14 protein-coding genes and 1 pseudogene are annotated in these 17,684 nt (G+C 71.7%); 7 read left to right on the top strand and 8 right to left on the bottom strand.

The window, feature by feature from the left end; genetic code table 11:
• Nucleotides 1-23 precede the first annotated feature (23 nt).
• Nucleotides 24-1,319, top strand: coding sequence for a VWA domain-containing protein (locus tag OG928_RS08365; RefSeq protein WP_406281114.1), 1,296 nt, complete (start codon nt 24-26; stop codon nt 1,317-1,319).
• 82 nt (nt 1,320-1,401) lie between these two features.
• Nucleotides 1,402-2,136 carry an FHA domain-containing protein gene (locus OG928_RS08360; protein WP_406281112.1) on the top strand — a complete coding sequence of 245 codons (735 nt, stop codon included), beginning with the start codon at nt 1,402-1,404 and terminating at the stop codon, nt 2,134-2,136.
• A gap of 58 nt (nt 2,137-2,194) precedes the next feature.
• Here OG928_RS08360 and OG928_RS08355 read toward each other — a convergent pair whose 3' ends face one another.
• The 6 genes and pseudogenes from OG928_RS08355 to OG928_RS08330 all read right to left on the bottom strand — a co-directional run.
• Complete coding sequence (locus tag OG928_RS08355) at nt 2,195-2,905, bottom strand: ABC transporter ATP-binding protein (protein WP_406281110.1); 711 nt, start codon at nt 2,903-2,905, stop codon at nt 2,195-2,197.
• Between the two features lie 3 nt (nt 2,906-2,908).
• Nucleotides 2,909-4,723 (bottom strand): ATP-binding cassette domain-containing protein, encoded by a 1,815-nt coding sequence (locus OG928_RS08350; RefSeq protein ID WP_406281108.1) that lies wholly within the window; start codon nt 4,721-4,723, stop codon nt 2,909-2,911.
• Entirely contained in the window at nt 4,720-5,595 is an 876-nt protein-coding gene (locus tag OG928_RS08345; protein ID WP_406281106.1) for a branched-chain amino acid ABC transporter permease, read from the bottom strand. The genes OG928_RS08350 and OG928_RS08345 overlap by 4 nt, the downstream gene beginning before the upstream one ends.
• Nucleotides 5,596-5,631: 36 nt before the next feature.
• Nucleotides 5,632-6,846 carry an ABC transporter substrate-binding protein gene (locus OG928_RS08340; protein ID WP_406281104.1) on the bottom strand — a complete coding sequence of 405 codons (1,215 nt, stop codon included), beginning with the start codon at nt 6,844-6,846 and terminating at the stop codon, nt 5,632-5,634.
• An 83-nt stretch (nt 6,847-6,929) separates the two neighbouring features.
• Nucleotides 6,930-7,358, bottom strand: a complete 429-nt coding sequence (locus tag OG928_RS08335) for a roadblock/LC7 domain-containing protein (protein ID WP_406281102.1) — start codon at nt 7,356-7,358, stop codon at nt 6,930-6,932.
• Nucleotides 7,359-8,058: 700 nt separating this feature from the next.
• A pseudogene (locus tag OG928_RS08330) lies at nt 8,059-9,876 on the bottom strand (nitrate- and nitrite sensing domain-containing protein); the annotation flags it as partial.
• A gap of 552 nt (nt 9,877-10,428) precedes the next feature.
• On the opposite strand from OG928_RS08330, the gene OG928_RS08325 reads away from it, so the two are divergent.
• Nucleotides 10,429-12,087, top strand: a complete 1,659-nt coding sequence (locus OG928_RS08325; RefSeq protein WP_406281100.1) for a beta-N-acetylhexosaminidase — start codon at nt 10,429-10,431, stop codon at nt 12,085-12,087.
• A 108-nt stretch (nt 12,088-12,195) separates the two neighbouring features.
• On the opposite strand, the gene OG928_RS08320 is transcribed toward OG928_RS08325, so the two are convergent.
• Both OG928_RS08320 and OG928_RS08315 read right to left on the bottom strand, forming a co-directional pair.
• On the bottom strand, nt 12,196-13,428 hold the full coding sequence (locus OG928_RS08320) for an MFS transporter (protein WP_406281099.1): 1,233 nt from the start codon (nt 13,426-13,428) through the stop codon (nt 12,196-12,198).
• Nucleotides 13,425-14,129 (bottom strand): DsbA family oxidoreductase, encoded by a 705-nt coding sequence (locus OG928_RS08315; protein WP_406281097.1) that lies wholly within the window; start codon nt 14,127-14,129, stop codon nt 13,425-13,427. Before OG928_RS08315 ends, OG928_RS08320 begins: the two co-directional genes overlap by 4 nt.
• A 242-nt stretch (nt 14,130-14,371) precedes the next feature.
• On the opposite strand from OG928_RS08315, the gene OG928_RS08310 reads away from it, so the two are divergent.
• The 4 genes from OG928_RS08310 (at nt 14,372) to OG928_RS08295 (ending at nt 17,678) form a co-directional block, all read left to right on the top strand.
• Complete coding sequence (locus OG928_RS08310) at nt 14,372-14,911, top strand: TIGR03086 family metal-binding protein (protein ID WP_406281095.1); 540 nt, start codon at nt 14,372-14,374, stop codon at nt 14,909-14,911.
• Between the two features lie 163 nt (nt 14,912-15,074).
• On the top strand, nt 15,075-16,010 hold the full coding sequence (locus OG928_RS08305) for an MBL fold metallo-hydrolase (RefSeq protein WP_406281093.1): 936 nt from the start codon (nt 15,075-15,077) through the stop codon (nt 16,008-16,010).
• 256 nt (nt 16,011-16,266) lie between these two features.
• Nucleotides 16,267-17,049 carry a CoA transferase subunit A gene (locus tag OG928_RS08300; protein ID WP_406281091.1) on the top strand — a complete coding sequence of 261 codons (783 nt, stop codon included), beginning with the start codon at nt 16,267-16,269 and terminating at the stop codon, nt 17,047-17,049.
• Nucleotides 17,049-17,678, top strand: a complete 630-nt coding sequence (locus tag OG928_RS08295) for a CoA transferase subunit B (protein WP_406281089.1) — start codon at nt 17,049-17,051, stop codon at nt 17,676-17,678. The genes OG928_RS08300 and OG928_RS08295 overlap by 1 nt, the downstream gene beginning before the upstream one ends.
• Nucleotides 17,679-17,684 lie beyond the last annotated feature (6 nt).

Below are 17,684 nucleotides of genomic sequence, written 5' to 3'. Positions count from 1 at the left end.
CGAGACCCGAAGGAGTCGGATTCATGTCAGGCGCACCCGAATTCACGATCGAGATCAACCAGAACGCCTACATCCCGATGGGGGGCCACGAGGTTCACGCGGTCGCGCACATCCGGGCCTCCGGGCAGCCCGTGGGCGTTTCCGGCGGCGCGCGCGGCGCCGAGGTGATCATGGTCGACAGCTCGGGGTCGATGGATTTCCCGTCCACCAAGCTCAAGGCCGCGAAGCAGGCCACCAAGGCCGCGATCGACACGCTGCGCGACGGCACACTGTTCGCGGTGGTCGCCGGCACCGGCATGGCGTCGATGGTGTACCCGTTCGACGAGCGGCTGGTCCCCGCCGACGACCGCACCCGCAAGGAGGCCAAGCGCGAGGTGGACAAGCTCCGCGCGCGCGGCGGAACCGCCATGGGGCAGTGGCTGCTGATGGCCCGCCGACTGCTCGAACCGCACACCGACGCGATTCGGCACGCGATCCTGCTCACCGACGGGAAGAACGAGAGCGAGCGCGAGCAGGACCTGCAGGAGGCGCTGGACTACTGCGAGGGCGTCTTCGTCTGCGACTGCCGGGGCATCGGCCTCGACTGGCGCGTCGACGAGGTCCGCAAGATCTCCACCGCGCTGCTGGGCGACATCGGCCTCGTGAAGGAACCGGCGGACCTGGCCGCCGACTTCACCAGGATGATGGAGAACGCGATGGGCAAGTCGGTGGCCGACGTGGCCCTGCGGGTGCGCACGATCAGCAACGCGCGGGTGAAGTACATCAAGCAGACCTACCCGGTGATCGACGACCTGACGGCCCGGCGTAGCGAGACGGGCCCGAACGCGGGGGACTATCCGACCGGTTCGTGGGGCGGCGAGAGCAAGCACTACCACGTGTGCCTGGAGGTCGAGCCGGACGAGGTCAACCCGCACGGCCGGCGCCGACCGTGTCAGATCTCGGTGGTCCTGCCGGACGGCGCCGGCGGCATCGAACTGGCCAAGGCCGGGGTGTTCGCCGAGTGGACCGACGACGAGGAACTGTCCACCCGGATCAACCAGGAAGTCGCCAAGGTCACCGGCCGCGAGAAGCTCGCCAACGCCGTCAAGGAGGGCTTGCAGGCCCGCAAGGACGGGGACGAGGACACCGCGACCGCGCGACTCGTCCAGGCGCTGGAACTGGCCAACGAGGCGGGCGACGAGCACACCGCGCGGCTGATCGGCCGGGTCGTCGAGGTCGAGGCGGACGGCACCAGCAGGCTGCGCAACAACGACGAGGCCGAGATGGAACTCGACGTGGAGTCGCACAAGACGGCGCGGGTGGGACCGCCCGGAGCCTGAGCGCGAAGGTGCCGAGAACCGCACCGGGTACTCGTTCGATTCACGCGTCGGGTTGGGTAGGGGAAAGGAAGGAGGTCCGCTGATGCACATCTGTCCGGTCGGCCATCAGTCCACCGCCGCGGACTACTGCGACGAGTGTGGGCGCACGATGCCCAATGCGGCGGAAGACCCGATCCCGCCGCCCTGTCCCGTCCTGGAGGAGGCGGTGTGGCCGCCGAACGGAGGCTCCGGCGACCTGATCTGTCGGTTCTGCGCGACTCCGTACACGCCGGACGACGCGTTCTGCGAGGGCTGCGGACACGAGAACCCGCAGGACCAGCCGCCGCCGCCACCGCCACCGCCGCCGCCGCCCCCGCCGGGCGACCCCACGAAAACGATCGAGCAGCCACCGGCCACCAAGGTGGAGGTCGAGACCCGCACGTTGTGGACGGTACGCGTGATGCCCGACCACGACTACTTCCTGCGGGTCCTGGAATGGGACGGCCCGGACGCGCACAGCATGCACTTCCCGCACGAGGAGGAGCCGTGGACTCTGGAGCTGACCGGCGAATCGATGCGGATCGGCCGGCGCAACTCCAGTGTCACCTCCGCCCCGCCGGAGATCGCGCTCGGCGACCCGGGCGTCTCGCGCCGGCACGCGATGCTGCTGCGCTGCGGGGACGGCACCTGGGAGGTGATGGACCTCGGTTCGGCCAACGGCACCACGATCAACGCCGGCTACGACCGGGTCCGCCGCGACCCGGTGCACCTGCGGGACGGCGACCGGGTGCACGTCGGCGCGTGGACCACGCTGGAGATCCGCTGCGTGCACCTGTGATCGACGGCGCGTGATCCCGGATTCGGGGGCAATACACCCAGGGGCCCCGAATCCGGGATCACGGCTGTGAGGTGGCCACTCCCGGAGCCAGTGCCTCGAGGATCGGGGTCGGGTCCTCGGCGGCCTCGGCGGCGGTCAGGCGGGCGGTGACCCGGCCGGTGGACAGCACCGTCAGGTCATTCGCGATGCCCTGTACGAAACCCAGTTGCGGCGCGGCGATCAGGATCGTCAGACCCTCGTCGGCCAGCGTGCCGATCAGGCCGCGGATCTGCTCGGCGACGGCGGGGGCCAGGCCCTCCGTCGGCTCGTCGAGCAGGATCAGTCGCGGCCCGGCGAGCAGGGCGCGCGCGATCGCGAGCATCTGCTGTTCGCCGCCCGACAGTTGCGAGCCGCGGTTGGTCAGCCGCTCGCCCAGCCGGGGCAGCAGTTCGAGCACCCGGGCCGGTGTCCACGCGGCCTCGCGGCGGTGCGCCAGCTTGAAGTGCTCGGCCACGGTCAGGCTCGCGAACACCCGGCGGCCCTGCGGCACCAGACCGATGCCCGCGCGGGAGACGACGTGCGCCGGCCGGCCCGCGAGCTCGGCGCCGGCCAGGGTGACCCGTCCGCCGGCGGGCTTGAGCAGACCCGCCACGGTGTGGATGAGGGTGGACTTGCCCGCCCCGTTGGCGCCCAGGAGCGCGTGCACGCTCCCCTCGGGGACGCTCAGGTCGACGCCGTGCAGCACCGAGCCGCCCTGGTAACCCGCCGTCAGTTCGCCGATCTCCAGCACGATTCAGCCCACCTCCTGGTGCTCGGGCTCGGCCGCGCCCAGGTATGTGTCGCGCACCGCCGGGTTCGCCGCGATCTCGTCCGGCGTGCCGGTCGCCAGCAGCTGACCGGACGCCAACACCGTGACGGTGTCGGTCACTTCGCGCACGAGCGCGAAGTTGTGCTCGACCAGGACCATCGTCACATCGGCCGGCAGCGCCTTCAGGACCGCGCTGAGGCGGTCGATGTCGGTGTCGGTCAGGCCCGCCGCCGGCTCGTCGAGCAGCAGCAGTTTGGGGTGCCCCGCCAGGGCCATCGCGATGTCGAGCAACCGCCGTGACCCGTGCGACAGTTCGCCCGCGATCTCGTCGGCCCGATCGGTCAGCCCGACGGTCTCCAAGTGGGTCGCGGCCTCGGCGGCGAGCGTGCGGTACCGGGCCGAGCGCCACACGCCCGAGATGCCCGCGTGTCGCCACGCCGCGAGCGTCACGTTGTCCAGGACGGTGAGCGAGGGCACCACCGCCGGCTGCTGGAAGGCGCGCGCGATGCCGAGCCGCGACCGGCGGGCGGGGGCCAGCCCGGTGATGTCGCGGCCGGCGAACACGATGTTGCCCGACGTCACCGGGATCGCGCCCGCGACCATCCCGAGCACGGTCGACTTGCCCGCGCCGTTGGGTCCGAGCAGCGCGTGCCGGGCGCCGTGACGCACCGTCAGGTCGACGCCGTCCACCGCCGCCAGGGCGCCGTAGCGACGGGTCAGGCCGGTGATCGTGAGGAGATCGCCCGGATCGGCCCGGCCGGCCGCGGACTCCTTCGCCTCCGGAGCCGGTTCGGGGGTCTTGCCCAGAGCCCGCCACGCGGCCCGTGGGCCGCCGGCGGCCAGGCCCGCGAGCCCGTTGGGCAGCGTGTACACCGCGACCAGGAACAGCGCGCCGAGCAGCAGCGGCCCGTGCCCGGGCCACGGCCCCGAGAGCCAGTCGCGGGTGAACACGATCAGGCCCGCGCCCAGCAGCGCGCCCACCAGCGACGCGCCGCCGCCGATCACGACCGCGAGCAGCACGAGCGAGGAGGTGTCGAAGCCGATGTGGGCGGGCGAGATGTAACGCTGGATCGCGATCAGCAACGCGCCCGCGACGCCCGCGAGCGCGCCCACCCCGATGTAGGTGATCGACAGGTAGCGGGTCACCGGGTGACCGGCCGCGCGCATGCGGGTCTCGTTCTCGCGGGTGCCGTCCAGCAGCAGGCCGGCCGGGGAGCGCAGGATCAGCGCGGTCAGCGCGATCACCACGAGCGTGGTGGCCAGCACGTACCAGTAGGTGTCGACGTCCTCGACGAGGTCGCCCGTGCCCCAGAACGGCTGGATCGGCGGCACGCCCGACTTGCCGTCGGTGCCACCGGTGACCGACTTCCACTTCTCGGCCGCGGTGCGCACGAGTTCGCCGACGGCCAGCGTGATCATCAGCACCGTGACGCCGCGCGTGCGGACCACGATCGGTGCGGTGAGCGCGTTGAACAGGGCGCCCGCGGCCGCCGCGACCAGCGTGTGCACGATGCCGATCGTCATGCCGTGCTCGGCCAGGATCGCGGCGGTGTACCCGCCGACCGCGTACGGCGCGACCTGTCCGAGCGAGGGCAGCCCGGCGCCGCCGCCGAGCACCGCGACACTCGCCGCGAGCAGACCCAGGGACAGTGCCTGGGACAGCAGGATGATCGTGAACACGCCCACCAGGTACGGCGCCGCGACCAGCCACACGATCGCGGCGACGGCCAGGATCCGACCCGCGAGGACCGCGCGCGGCGAACGCAGCGCGGTCTGCAGGCGCATGGGCAGGGTCGTCATACTCGGCTCCCCGTCGGACCGAAGCGCGCGGTACGCGCGATGAGCATCGCGGCCATCGTGGCGAACAGCAGGTAGGGCGCGAAGTCGGGCATCAGCGTGACGCCCAGCGTCTGCACCTCGCCGACCAGGATCGCGGCCAGCAGCGCGCCGCCGACCGAGCCGAGTCCGCCGATCACCACGACGAGCAGCGACTGCAACAGCACGGTGTTGGCGACCGACGTGGAGGGGCCGATGATCGGCGCGCCCAGGCCGCCCGCGAGACCGGCCAGGGTGCCCGCGGCGATCAGCACGCCGCTGCGCACCATGCCCGGCGAGATGCCGCCCGCGGCGAGCATCTCGGGATCGTCCACCGACGCGCGCACCGCGGCGCCGATCCGGGTCCGGGCCAGGACGTACCAGCCCGCGAGCCCGAGCACCACCGCGACCACGATGAACGCGAGTCGGTAGCCCGGGTAGTTGTGGCCGGCGATCGACACCGGCTCCTCCAGTGCCGACGGCACCGAGACCTGCGGGTCGTCCTTGCCGAACGCGGTCGTCAGCAGATCGCCGCCGACCAGTGCGACCCCGAAGGTCAGCATCGCCTGCGCCATGTGCCCGCGTCGGGCGATCGGCGCGGTCAACACGGCCAGTACACCACCGCCGGCCGCGCCCGCCGCGATGCCCGCGAGTACCGCGAGCATCAGGCCGAGCCACGAGCCGTCGGCGACCGCGGTCGCGGTGTACGCCGCGAACGCGTAGAGCGTGCCGTGGGCGAGGTTGAGGACACCACCCGAGCCGAAGGCGAGGGTCAGGCCCGCGGCCACCACGAACAGCAACAACCCGTAGGCGACGCCGTCCACGGCCGGGATGAGGTTGTCGTCGAACCAACCCACGGCACGCTCCCTTCCTTTCCTGTCCGTCCGCTGCCGCTAGCCGAGCGTGCCGAGTTCGCGGACCATGACGTTGCTCAGCGTGCTGCCGTCCTGCTTGACCTCGCGCAGGTACCACTTCTGCACCGGCGCGTGCGTGGCCGGGTTGAACTCCCAGGCGCCGCGCGGGCTGTCGATCTTGCCGACCTTGGAAATCGCGGCGTTGATCGTCTCGGGGGTGACCTTGTCGCCGGCGGCGGCGATGGCCTTGTCGAGCACGGCGGCCGCGTCGAAGGCGGTCATCGACATCATCGTCGGCAGCGCGTTGAACTTCGCCTGGTACGCCGCGACGAACGCGCGGTTCGCGGGGATGTCCAGGTCCGGCGTGTAGTTGAGCGAGGTGAGCACACCCTTGGCCGCCTCACCCTCGGGCGCGAGCACCGCGCCCTCGGTCAGGAAGCCCGCCGCGTACAGCGGGATGTCCTTGACGTCCGACTGCTTGTACTGCTTCACGAAGTTCACCGCGGCGGTGCCCGCGTAGAACGTGTAGACCGCCTTGGCGCCCGAGTTCTTGATCTCGTTGAAGTACGGCTGGAAGTTCGTGGTGGCCGGGAACGGCGTGAACTTGGTCTTGCCGTCCGGGTTCGCGAGCTTGCCGCCGGCCTTGGCGAAGGTCTCGGTGAAGCCGCGCAGCTGGTCCCAACCACCCTGGTAGTCCGGGCCGATCGCGTAGACCGGGCCCGGGACGGTCTCCTTGATGTACGGCGCCGCCGCGACGCCCGGCTCCTCGGAGAGGTAGCTGGTGTGCCAGACGTAGCGCGGGTCCTTGATCTCGCCGGGACGGCCGACGGCGCCGATCATCGGGACCTTGTTGTCGGACACCAGCTGTACGTTGGCGGCCACGGTGGCGGCGTTGGTCAGGCCGACCACGGCCATGACCTTCTCCTGCTTGATCAGCCGGGTGACCGACGGCACCGAGGTCGCCGGGCCGTCGCCCTCGTCGGCGACCACGGTCTCGACCTTGCGCCCGCCCAGCTTGCCGCCGTGCATGTCCAGGTAGGTCTGGAAGCCGTTCTGCAGGTCCGGACCGATCGACGCGTAGACACCGGTCAGCGGGACCGTCAGGCCGATCTTGATCGGGCCGTTCGAGGACGAACCGCCCTTGTCGCTTGCCGCGCTGCCGCTGCACGCGGCGGTGAACGTGAGGGCGCCGGCGACGAGGGCGGCGGCGGTGACGCGGATCGGGCGTCGTATGAGGTGTTTTGCCGGGGTCATGACGTGCTCCAAAACTGTACGGGGACAACGATCGAACGGACTGACGGACGGTCTTGCTGCGTCGGGGCGGACGTGAGGGTGCGTCAGTCCATCGCCGCGCCGCGCTGTACGTGAAGGAAGCGTTCACGCGCGGCGGGGGTCAGGGCCGGGCCGACCTGGTTGATCAGCTCGGCCATTTCGAACGAGACCTGGCCGATGTCGCACTCGCGCGAGGCCAGTACCAGCAGTGACGCACCGTCACTGACCTGCATCGAGAACATGAACGCGCCGTTCATCTCGGTCAGGTTGCTCGCGACCGGGTCGGTGCCGAACAGGCGGGCGGCGCCCGCGAGCAGGCTGACCAGGCCGGACGCGACCGCGCCCAGCTGGTCGGCGCGGTCCTGTGGCAGCGAGCTCGTCGAGGCCACCACGAGGCCGTCGGCGGAGACCGCGACCGCGTGCAGGACCTCGGGTACCCGAGTCGCGAAATCGTTCAGCAGCCAGCTCAGATCGGCTGCGGTGGGGTGGGTCACGGTCGCTCCTTGTGATCCGTTTCGCCGTCGCCGCCGGGGCGGGGCGTGGGGGCGCGGCGGGCCCGGCTGTGCCCGATGCCCTGTGCGAAGGCGGACATGGCCGCGGACACCTGGCGGGCGTCCCGGCGGTCCGACGTGGCCGCTGCCCGGGTGGGCGAACCGGCCGAGCCGATGAGCGGCGCGGCGGGTGCGGCACCGGCGGGGGCGGCGGTGGGGGTGTCCCGGCGCACACGAAGCGGGAGACCCGTGTTCGTGGTGCGGCCGGGCGGCAGCGCCTCGGACCCGACCCGGGCGACGGCAGCGGCCGATCCAGGCGCTGCGCGTGTTCGGGCGAACCGAGCGGCGCGTGCGGGGCGGCCGGCGCGTGCGGAACAGGCGGCGCGTGCGGCGCATGCGGGGCAGGCGGGGCGGCCGGGGCGAGCGGCGCGGATGGTTCGCGCCGGTCGCCGGTGAAGCGCAGCCCCGAGGGCGCGGGCTCGCGCGGGCCGGGCGCGCTCGCGTCGCTGACCGGCTGCTGGGTCCGGGTCGGCGGCGTGAACACGTTGGTGACCGGCTCGAACGGGCCCGGGTCCGGATGGCCGCCGGCGCGCACGCCGACGTCCTGGGTCCGGCCCGACGCCAGCGTCGGGGTGGCCTCGGGCTTGGGCAGGCCTCGGTGTCGGCCGGGACGGTCGCGGAAGACCACGATCTCCTCGGGCAGATCCACCTCGGCGACCGTGCCGCCCTGCGGGCCCGGCGTGAGCGAGATCCTGATGCCGTACCGCGCGGAGAGGTGACCGGCCACGGTCAGACCCATCGCGCGCACCGCGTGCACGTCCAACTGTGCGGGAGCGGCCAGGCGTTCGTTGAACGCGGCCAGTCGCTCGGCGGTGATGCCCACGCCACCGTCGGTGACGGTCAGCACCGCGCCGTCGCCGCGCCGGTTGGCCTGCAGCACGACCCAGGTCTCGGGTCGGCTGAACTTGGTCGCGTTGTCCAGGAGTTCGGCGAGCAGGTGCGCGACGTCGTCGCGGGCCCGTCCCGCGATCAGGATGCGCGGATCCACGGCCCCGGGGTCCACCCGGGTGAACCGCTCGATCCGGCCGATCGCCGCGCGTGCGACGTCGAGCAGCAGCGCGTCCTCGCGAACGCGCGCGGTGCCCTCGCCGCCGAGCACGAGCAGGCTCGTGTTGTTGCGGCCCATTCGCTGGACCAGGTGGTCGAGCGCGTACAGCCGCTTGAGCCGGTCCGGGTCGTGCTCGTGCGCCTCGGCCTCGTCGAGGACCTTGACCAGACCGTCGGTGAGGCGCTGGTTGCGCCGCGCGAGCGCGACCAGCACGGTCGCGACACCGGCTCGAAGTACCGCCTGTTCGGCGGCGATGCGTACCGCGGAGGTGAACACGACGTTGAACGCCGAGCCCACCTCGGCGATCTCGTCCTTGCCGCGCACCTCGATGGGTGTGCCGGCGCGTTCGGCGATCTCCTCGGCGGTGGCCCCGTCGAGGGAACGTCCCTGCTGGAGCTTGGCGACCGCGTCCGGCAGGCCGGAGTACGCGACCTCGTGCGCGGTGTCGCGCAGGCGCAGCAGTTCGCGACTCATCGGCCGGCCGAGCCGCAGCACCAGGAGCACCGCGGCCGCGAGCGCGAACAGCACCGCGCCGGCCTGGCCGATCGCCCACCACATGCGCGAGTCGCGCTCGTCGTCGACGGAGGACAGCACCGAGGCGTCGACCCGTCGTTCGACCTCGCCCATCCGCGCGATGCGGTCGGCGGTGGCCTTGGTCCAGACGTCCTCGCTGATCAGGATGGAATTGTCCACCCTGGCCCGATTGACCGCGTCCTCCAGTTGGTGGACGGCGAGGATCTCCGGGCCGGTCTGGGCCTGTTCCAGCCACTCGCGCCACTGGTCGTCGGCGAGCGACTCGAACGAGGTCTCGCTCTCGTCGTAGCCGCTGCGGGTGGTCAGGATGTCCTGCTGCTGGGCCGGCGACAGACGCTCGGAGGCCAGCGCGCGCAGGACCGCCATCTGTTGCTGGCCCAGCCACTCCGTGGCGTGCGACAGCGCGGCGGCCGAGCGCAGGCGGTCGGAGTTGTCCGCGCCCGCGCCGCCGGCCTGGGCGACGCTGTCGCGGTAGTCGAGCGCGTCCGCGATCAGGATGCGGTAGCGGAAGACGACGGCGGTCAGCGCGGTGCCCGAGGGTGCCTGGACCTGCTCGCGCAGCGCGGTGAGCTCCACCAGGCCCGTGTCCAGCCTGCGCAGTCTTTCCTTGGTGTTGCCGGGGGTCGAGCTCAGGTCCTTGCGCAACTTGCGGTAGCGCGCGGCGCTCTCGTCCGTCGAAGCGGTGCGCTGGTGGTAGACCACCAGGGAATCGGGGCCGGCGTCGGCCCGCAACACGGCTGCGGCCGCAGCACGTTCGGTCTGCAGCCGGTGGGCGAGTTCGCCCGCCTCGGCGGAGACCCGGGCCAGCGACTGCAGGCGGTCGGCGTCGAGTGCCTCGCCGGCCGTGGTGGACACGGCGAGACCCGCGGACCCCACCATCACGGTGAGCGGCACGGCCACGAGCAGGACGAGTTTGCGAGTGATGTTCAGGTCGTCCACCGCCCGATCGGTGTCGGGCCGGCGGGGGCCCTGGATACGGAGTCGAGTATTCCGCTTGTCAAGTACGTCATTTTCCCGATGATTCGCACTTTCCGGTCTTGCGCTTTCGGTGACGCGGATCGCGTCCTATTCCGTGCACAACGCGCAGAGCCTAGCGGTATTCGCACGTGTGCTCGGCGCGGCCGCTGGGTAATGGGCGGAACACTCTGCATACGCCCGCGAATGTTGACACTTGTAAGTTCACGGTGCGGAAATGCACAGGGTGGGATCCGTGCACGGACGGGTCCGTACATCACGGCATTTGCCCCGCACGTCGGCTGTCGACCGTTTTTATCCCTATTACCGCTCCGATCGGCGGACATTTTCTCCGATTGTTCACTGTTTATTACCGGAAGGTTGCCCTCCGCCTATGGAGTGTCGACCAACCGGTTACTCGTTTGTGCATGCCTAGACTGGCCGAGGTCGAATCCGCGAAACGAGTGGGAGAGTCGCATGATGCGCCGACGCGCACTGGCCCTTTTCGTCGTGGTGCCGGCCGCGGCGGGGGCGGGCGTGTGGCTCGCGGACTCCTCGGACGGGCCCGCGAGGCCGCGGCCTCGCGACCCGGCCGGTTCGGACCCGCCCGCGGTCGACGCCGACGCCGCCGCCGATGCCGCCCACGACGCCCCGGACGTCGTGCCCGGCCCGCTCGAACCCGACGCGCGCGGACTGGTGCCCGTGCCGGTCGAGGCGTTCGGCGCCCGGGACCACGCGTGGACACTGCCCCCGGACGTCCGGGTCCGGGCCACGGCCGAGGCCGGCCGCGCGGTCGCCGAACTGCTCGCCGCCGACCTGCGGACCGCCACCGGCCGCCCCGTCCCGGTGGTCGTCGGCGCGGCCGGCGAGGGTACCGAAATCCGCCTGATCCTGGACCCGACCGGACTCGACCGCGCCGGCGGCCTCGACGGCGACGAGGCGTACGAGGTCACCGTCACCGAACGCGGCGCCACGATCCGCGCCGGCGCGCCCGTCGGGCTGTACCGGGGCGCCCAGACGCTGCGTCAACTCGTGCCGGTGAAGGCCCCCTTCGTGCTGCGCGGCGGGTCGGTGCGAGACGCGCCGCGCTACCCGTACCGGGGCATCATGATCGACCTGGCGCGGCACTTCTATCGGCCCGCCGAGATGCGCCGGATGATCGATCACATCGCCGCGTACAAGTTCAACCACCTGCACCTGCACCTGACCGACGACCAGGGCTGGCGGCTCGCGATCGAGGGGTGGCCGAGGCTCACCGGGATCGGTGCCGCCACGCAGGTCGGCGGCACTCCGGGCGGATTCTGGAGCGCGGACGACTACCGCGGCGTGATCGCCTACGCGGCCGAACGCTTCATCACGGTGGTGCCGGAGATCGACATGCCCGGCCACACGAACGCCGCGATCGTGGCCTACCCGGAACTCGCGTGCGACGGCAAGCCGCACACCCCGTACTTCGGCACCCAGGTCGGGTTCTCGTCGCTGTGTGTCGACGGCGAGCCCACCTACGCGTTCCTGGACGACGTGCTCGGCCGGGTCGCGGCGCTCACCCCCGGGCCCTACCTGCACATCGGCGGCGACGAGGCGCTCACCCTCAAGCCCGCGCAGTACAAGGCGTTCATGGCGCGCGCGCAGCCGCTGGTGGCCAAGCACGGCAAGCGACTGGTCGCCTGGTACCAACTCGCGGACGCCGAACCGGCCCCCGGTGCGATCCTCGAGTACTGGCAGTCCGGCAAACGGGACGCGGCCGTGGTCGCGGCGGCGGCCCGGAAGGGGGCCCGGATCGTGATGGCGCCGGCCGACCACGTCTATCTGGACATGAAGTACGCCAAGGGCGAGAAGCTCGGGGTGAACTGGGCCGGCACCGTCGACGTGCGCAAGTCGTACGAGTGGGAGCCCTCGACGCACCTGCCCGGCGTGCCGGCCGACGCGGTGATCGGCGTCGAGGGCGCGCTGTGGGGCGACACCGTGCGCAGCGTCGCGGACGCCGAATACCTGATGTTCCCGCGTATCGCGGCGGTCGCCGAGGCCGCGTGGTCGCGCCCGGAGCGGCGCGGCTGGACCGATTTCCGGACCCGGGTGGGCACCCATGAGGCCCGATGGGCCGCGGCCGGGATCAACTACGCGTCCAGGCTGTGACGGGGAGGCGCGGGCGACCGGGAAGGCGCGCCGACCCGCGCCGGCGCGTCCTCGATCGCCGGACGGGCCGCTCGGACCCCTCCGGCGATCGGCCGGCCCGGTGCTCCCTCAGTCCGACCGCGAGGTCTCGCGGCGGACGGCTCCCGCCGTCAGCGCGATGATCGCGACCAGGACCGCCGGGATCGCCAGAGCCGTGGTCAGGCTCGTGCGGTGCGCGATGAAGCCGATCACCGGCGGCCCCGCCAGCAGTCCGATGTAGGCGATCCCCGTCACCCGCGAGATCGCCCAGGCCGCTGGTACCCCGGGGGTGTTGCCCGCCGCGCTGAACGTCACCGGCGCGACCGGGGCCACCCCGATGCCGAACAGCGTGAAGCCGAGCACGGACACCACCGGCCACGGCGTCGCCAGCGCGAGCGTCATCCCCGTCGCGGCGATCAGCGCGCCCACCCGCAGCACGGTCACCGGGCCGAAGCGCTGCACGACCCGGTCGCCCGCGAACCGACCGGCCGCCATCGCGACCGACATGCCCGCGAAGCCGAGGCCGACGACCCCCGGCGAACTGTCCAGCGTCTCGCGCAGGTGCACGCCGCTCCAGTCGGCGACGGCGCCCTCACCGACGAAGGAGCACAGCCCGATCAGCGCGAGCAGGACCACCGCGCGGTAGCCCGACAGCAGCCGGACGAAGCCGCCCCCGGAGGGTGTCGGCTCCGTGTCGGTCGGCTCGACCGGCGCGACCACGTGCGGATCGTCCGCGACGCCGAGGAGCGCGCGCGAACCCGCCCAGACCGCGATCGCGAGCACGACCGCGATCACCGAGAGGTGCACCTTGGGAGTGATGTCGAGCGCCGCCGCGCCGGAACCGACCAGCGCGCCGAACAGGCCGCCGAGGCTGTACCCGCCGTGCAGGCTGTTCATGATCGGCCGGCGGAGCTCCTGCTCGATCGCCACGCCCTGCGCGTTCACCGCGACATCGGTGAACCCCATCAACAGGCCCAGGAACAACAGGCCGACCGCGAGCGAGGCCAGGTTCCACGCGAACGCCGGCAACAGCAGCGCCAGACAGCCCGTGATCACCGAGACGCGCGCGACCCGCTTGCTGCCCCAACGGCCCGCCGCCGTACCCGCCAGCTGGACGGCGACCAGCGCGCCCACCGGCGAGCCCAGCAGGGCCAGGCCCAGTTGCGCGTCGTCGAGGCCCAGGTCCTCCTTGAACTGCGGGATCCGCGCGAGAAAGTCCGCGACGGCCGCGCTGAACGCGAAGAACACGAACAGCGCGGACAGCCGCGCGCTCCTCAACCGTTCCCGGGACAGGCGTCCGGTCGTTTCCCCGAGGGCGCTCACACCGCGCAGGAGCCGTCGGCGCACGCGGCGCCGTCGGCCGACGCGTCGGCGGGCGCCGACTGCTCGGCGGTCTGCTCGCGCACCTGCTCGAGCACCTGGAGGAAGGTGGACGCCTCCTGGGCGCCCTGCACGGCCCACTTGCCCTCGAACACGAACGTGGGGACGGCGCTGACCCCCATCTCCCGCGCCTCGGCGATCTCGCGCCGCACCGCTTCGGTGCCCTCGTCTGACGCCAGGAACGCGGCGACCCGGTCCCGGTCGAGGCCGGCCTCGACCGCGAACCCGGTCAGTCGCGCGTGGTCCGCGACGTTCTCGCCCTCGGCGAAGTACGCCTCGAGGAGCCGGTCCTTGAGCGCGGCCTGCGTGGCCGGGCCGTACTCGGTCAGCGCGAGCCACAACACGCGGTGCGCGGTCAGCGTGTTGACGGACAGGGCCCGGGTGAAGTCGAAGGTGATGTTCTCGGCGGCGCCCACGTCGGCGAGCCGCGCGTTCATGCCGTCGAGGTTGGCCGCGCCGAACTTCTCGGCGAGCCGTTCGCGCAGCGGCGACGGCTCGTCCGGCGTGGTCGGGTCCAGCTGGTACGGACGGTACGTGACCTCGATGTCCGCACTGCCCGGGAACGCCGCGAGCGCGCGCTCGAAGCGCCGCTTCCCGACGTAGCACCACGGGCACGCGATGTCGCTGTAGATCTCTACCTTCACTTGCTTCGGCTTCCTGCTCGGCGAGTCGGGGAGGCCCCGGACTCGGGGGGACTTCGGGCGACGCACAGGACGGACGTACCGACGGTCACGGCGCCGGACGTACCGAACGCGAAACATACGTGCGGCCGACAACATTCCCCAACCGCACGGCGCGCGAGCCGGTCGGCGGGCGTAGCCTGACCGCTGCCCACCGTCGAAAGCCTCGCCGTGTCACTCCGGCGTCACCGTGATGAGGAGCCCTCGTGGACCAGCTCACCCAGTACAAGCGCGCCGTCGACGTCTTCCGCCCGCTGCTCGCGCGGGTCGGGGACGAACAGCTCACGCTCGACTGTCCGTGCGAGGAATGGGACGTACGGGGACTCCTCGCGCACGCGACGGGCGCGCAGCGCGGCCTCGCCATGGCGCTGGCCGGACCGACCGAGCCGGTCTCCGAGGACCCCCGCGAGGACTTCGAGGCGGTCGTCGACACGATGCTCGCGACGTTCACGCCGGAGCGGATCGCCGCGACGATCAAGACCCCGTTCGGCGAGCGGACCGGCGGCTTCCTGCTCGCGCTCGCGACCGGCGACATCTTCGTGCACGCGTGGGACCTGGCCCGCGCGCTCGGCGAGCCGACCGACCTGGACCCCGAGCTCGCGCAGACCATCCTGGACGGCATGCGCAAGACCCTTCCGGACGCCGCGCGCGGGGAGGGCCGCGCGTTCGGCCACGAGCAGCCGGTCGCCGACGACGCGTCGGTCGCGGACAAGCTCGCCGCGTTCACCGGTCGCGCCGTCAAGTGAGCGTCGGTCGGCGAGCCTTCCGGTCCGCCGACGCCATGGGCATCCGGACATCGCGGACAAGCAGTATCGGACGCGGCAACTGACGGTACGTCAGGCTGCGCCGAGGGTGTCCGGCGGTGTATGCACGTGAATGCAGTCACCCAGCCGATCGGGAGTTTTACGGATGAGCACGTCGCAGCACGATCACGACCGGATGGACCCGCCGCGGGTACAGGAGGTGGCCGACGGGGCGTACGCGTACATCCAGCCCGACGGCACCTGGTGGATCAACAACACCGGCTTCCTCGTCGGCCCGGAGGGCGTCGTCGCGATCGACGGCTGCTCCACCGAGGCGCGTACGCGCGCGTTCCTGGAGACGATCTCGGCGCACACCGACGCTCCGGTGCGCACGCTGATCAACACGCACCACCACGGTGACCACACGAACGGGAACTACCTGTTCGACAGGGCCACGATCGTCGCCCACGAGAAGACCCGCGAGGAGATCCTGGCCTCCGGGATCATGGAGGTCGAGGCGATCTGGCCCGGCGTCGGCTGGGGCGACCTGCGCGCCAGCGCGCCGTTCCTGACCTACACCGAGGGCATCACCGTGTACGCGGGCGATCTGCGCGCACAGGTCCGGCACTTCGGCCCCGCGCACACCTCGAACGACTCGGTGGTGTGGCTGGAGGAGCAGAGCGTCCTGTACACGGGCGACCTGATCTTCAACGGCGGCACCCCGTTCCTGCTCATGGGTTCGCCCGAGGGCTACCTCGAAGTGCTCGGACGGATCAAGGAGTTGGGCGCGACCACGCTCGTCCCCGGACACGGCGAGGTGTGCGGCCCGGAGCAGATCGACTTCGCGATCGGGTACACGAACTTCCTGCTGGACACCGCGCGCAAGGGGCACGAGGCGGGCCTGGACCCGCTGACCGTGGCGCGGGAAACCGACCTCGGCGAGTACGCGGCGTTGTCCGACCCCGAGCGGATCGTCGGCAACCTGCACCGCGCGTACGCCGAACTCGACGGCGGGGAGCGCGCGGGACAGATCGACATATATGCCGCGCTCGGCGACATGGTGACGTTCAACGGCGGCAAGCCGCTGAGTTGCCATGCGTGACGGGGTCGCGGGCTGATTGCCGGCCTGCGGCCCGGCTTGTCCTCAATCGCCGGACGGGCTCCATCGAGTCCGTCCGGCGATTGGGTTTGGGTCGTGATCGGGGCCGGGTGTGATCGGGCTTCGGTCGTGATCGGGGTCGGTCGCGGTTGGGCCTTGATGGGCTTGGGGACTTCCGTTCAGCGGAAGGGGGCGCCCGGCTTCGGGGGGTCGGCCGCATAGCGTCGGTGGGGTCGGGGCGGACGCGATCGGAGATGGCATGGACAAGGTGGTCAGCACGGCCGCGGCGGCGGTGGCCGACATCGGCGACGGCGCGTCGCTGGCCGTCGGCGGGTTCGGTTTGTGCGGCATACCCTCGGTGCTGATCGGCGCCCTGTACGCGCAGGGCGCGACCGACCTCAAGGTGGTCTCCAACAACTGCGGCGTCGACCGGTGGGGCCTGGGCATCCTGCTGCACGCCGGCCGCATCTCGCGCGCGACCGGCAGCTACGTCGGCGAGAACAAGGAGTTCGCCCGGCAGTACCTGTCCGGCGAGCTCGAACTCGAACTCACCCCGCAGGGCACGCTCGCCGAGCGGCTGCGGGCCGGTGGTTGCGGCATTCCCGCGTTCTTCACGCCGGCCGGCGTCGGTACGCAGGTCGCCGAGGGCGGCCTGCCGTGGCGCTACGACGCCGCGGGCAACGTGGTCGTGGCCTCCCCGAGGAAGGAGGTCCGCACGTTCGACGGCGTCGAGTACGTGCTGGAGGAGTCGATCACCACCGACTACGCCGTCGTCCGGGCGGCCAAGGGCGACCGGCACGGCAACCTCGTGTTCGACAAGTCGGCGCGCAACTTCAACCCGCTCGCGGCGATGGCCGGGCGGATCACGATCGCCGAGGTCGAGGAGCTGGTCGAGCCGGGCGAGCTCGACCCGGACGCGGTGCACCTGCCGGGCGTGTTCGTGCAGCGGGTGCTGGTCCTGACGGCGGCTCAGGTGGCCGAGAAGCAGATCGAGAAGCGGACGACCACCGCCGCTTCGACACGTGGGGCGGTGCGTTCCTGATGGCGTGGAATCGTGACGAGATGGCGGCCCGGGCCGCGACCGAGCTGACCGACGGCTCGTACGTCAACCTCGGCATCGGCCTGCCCACCCTGGTGCCCAACCACATCCCGGCCGGCGTGCACGTGGTGCTCCAGTCCGAGAACGGCCTGCTCGGGGTCGGCCCGTACCCGACCGAGGCGGAGGTCGACGCGGACCTGATCAACGCCGGCAAGGAGACCGTGACCGTCCTGCCGGGCGCCTCCTTCTTCGACTCGTCGCTGTCCTTCGGGATGATCCGCGGCGGCCACATCGACGCCGCGATCCTGGGCGCGATGCAGGTCAGCGCGGCCGGTGACCTCGCGAACTGGACCATCCCCGGCAAGATGATCAAGGGCATGGGGGGCGCGATGGACCTCGTGCACGGCGCCCGCAAGGTGATCGTCCTGATGGAGCACGTCTCCAAGCGGGGCGAGCACAAGATCGTCGACGAGTGCTCCCTGCCGCTCACCGGCAAGCGCTGCGTCCAGCGCGTCATCACCGACCTGGCCGTGATCGACGTGACCCCGGAGGGCCTGCTCCTGGTCGAGACGGCCCCGGGCGTGACCGAGGCCGAGGTCCGCGCGAAGACCGGCCCGAAGCTCCGGGTCTGATCGGAC

The organism is Embleya sp. NBC_00896 (assembly GCF_045207785.1).
GTDB lineage: Bacteria > Actinomycetota > Actinomycetes > Streptomycetales > Streptomycetaceae > Embleya.
The sequence above is the reverse complement of the archived record's forward strand: the minus strand, read 5'-3'. Positions and strand labels throughout refer to the sequence as shown.

What these genes read in the sequence shown, in the direction of transcription:
- OG928_RS08365 (WP_406281114.1), top strand. Translation starts at nt 24, where the DNA reads ATGTCAGGCGCACCCGAATTCACGATCGAGATCAACCAGAACGCCTAC.
- OG928_RS08360 (WP_406281112.1), top strand. Translation starts at nt 1,402, where the DNA reads ATGCACATCTGTCCGGTCGGCCATCAGTCCACCGCCGCGGACTACTGC.
- OG928_RS08350 (WP_406281108.1), bottom strand. Translation starts at nt 4,723, where the DNA reads ATGACGACCCTGCCCATGCGCCTGCAGACCGCGCTGCGTTCGCCGCGC.
- OG928_RS08340 (WP_406281104.1), bottom strand. Translation starts at nt 6,846, where the DNA reads ATGACCCCGGCAAAACACCTCATACGACGCCCGATCCGCGTCACCGCC.
- OG928_RS08325 (WP_406281100.1), top strand. Translation starts at nt 10,429, where the DNA reads ATGATGCGCCGACGCGCACTGGCCCTTTTCGTCGTGGTGCCGGCCGCG.
- OG928_RS08305 (WP_406281093.1), top strand. Translation starts at nt 15,075, where the DNA reads ATGAGCACGTCGCAGCACGATCACGACCGGATGGACCCGCCGCGGGTA.
- OG928_RS08300 (WP_406281091.1), top strand. Translation starts at nt 16,267, where the DNA reads ATGGACAAGGTGGTCAGCACGGCCGCGGCGGCGGTGGCCGACATCGGC.
- OG928_RS08295 (WP_406281089.1), top strand. Translation starts at nt 17,049, where the DNA reads ATGGCGTGGAATCGTGACGAGATGGCGGCCCGGGCCGCGACCGAGCTG.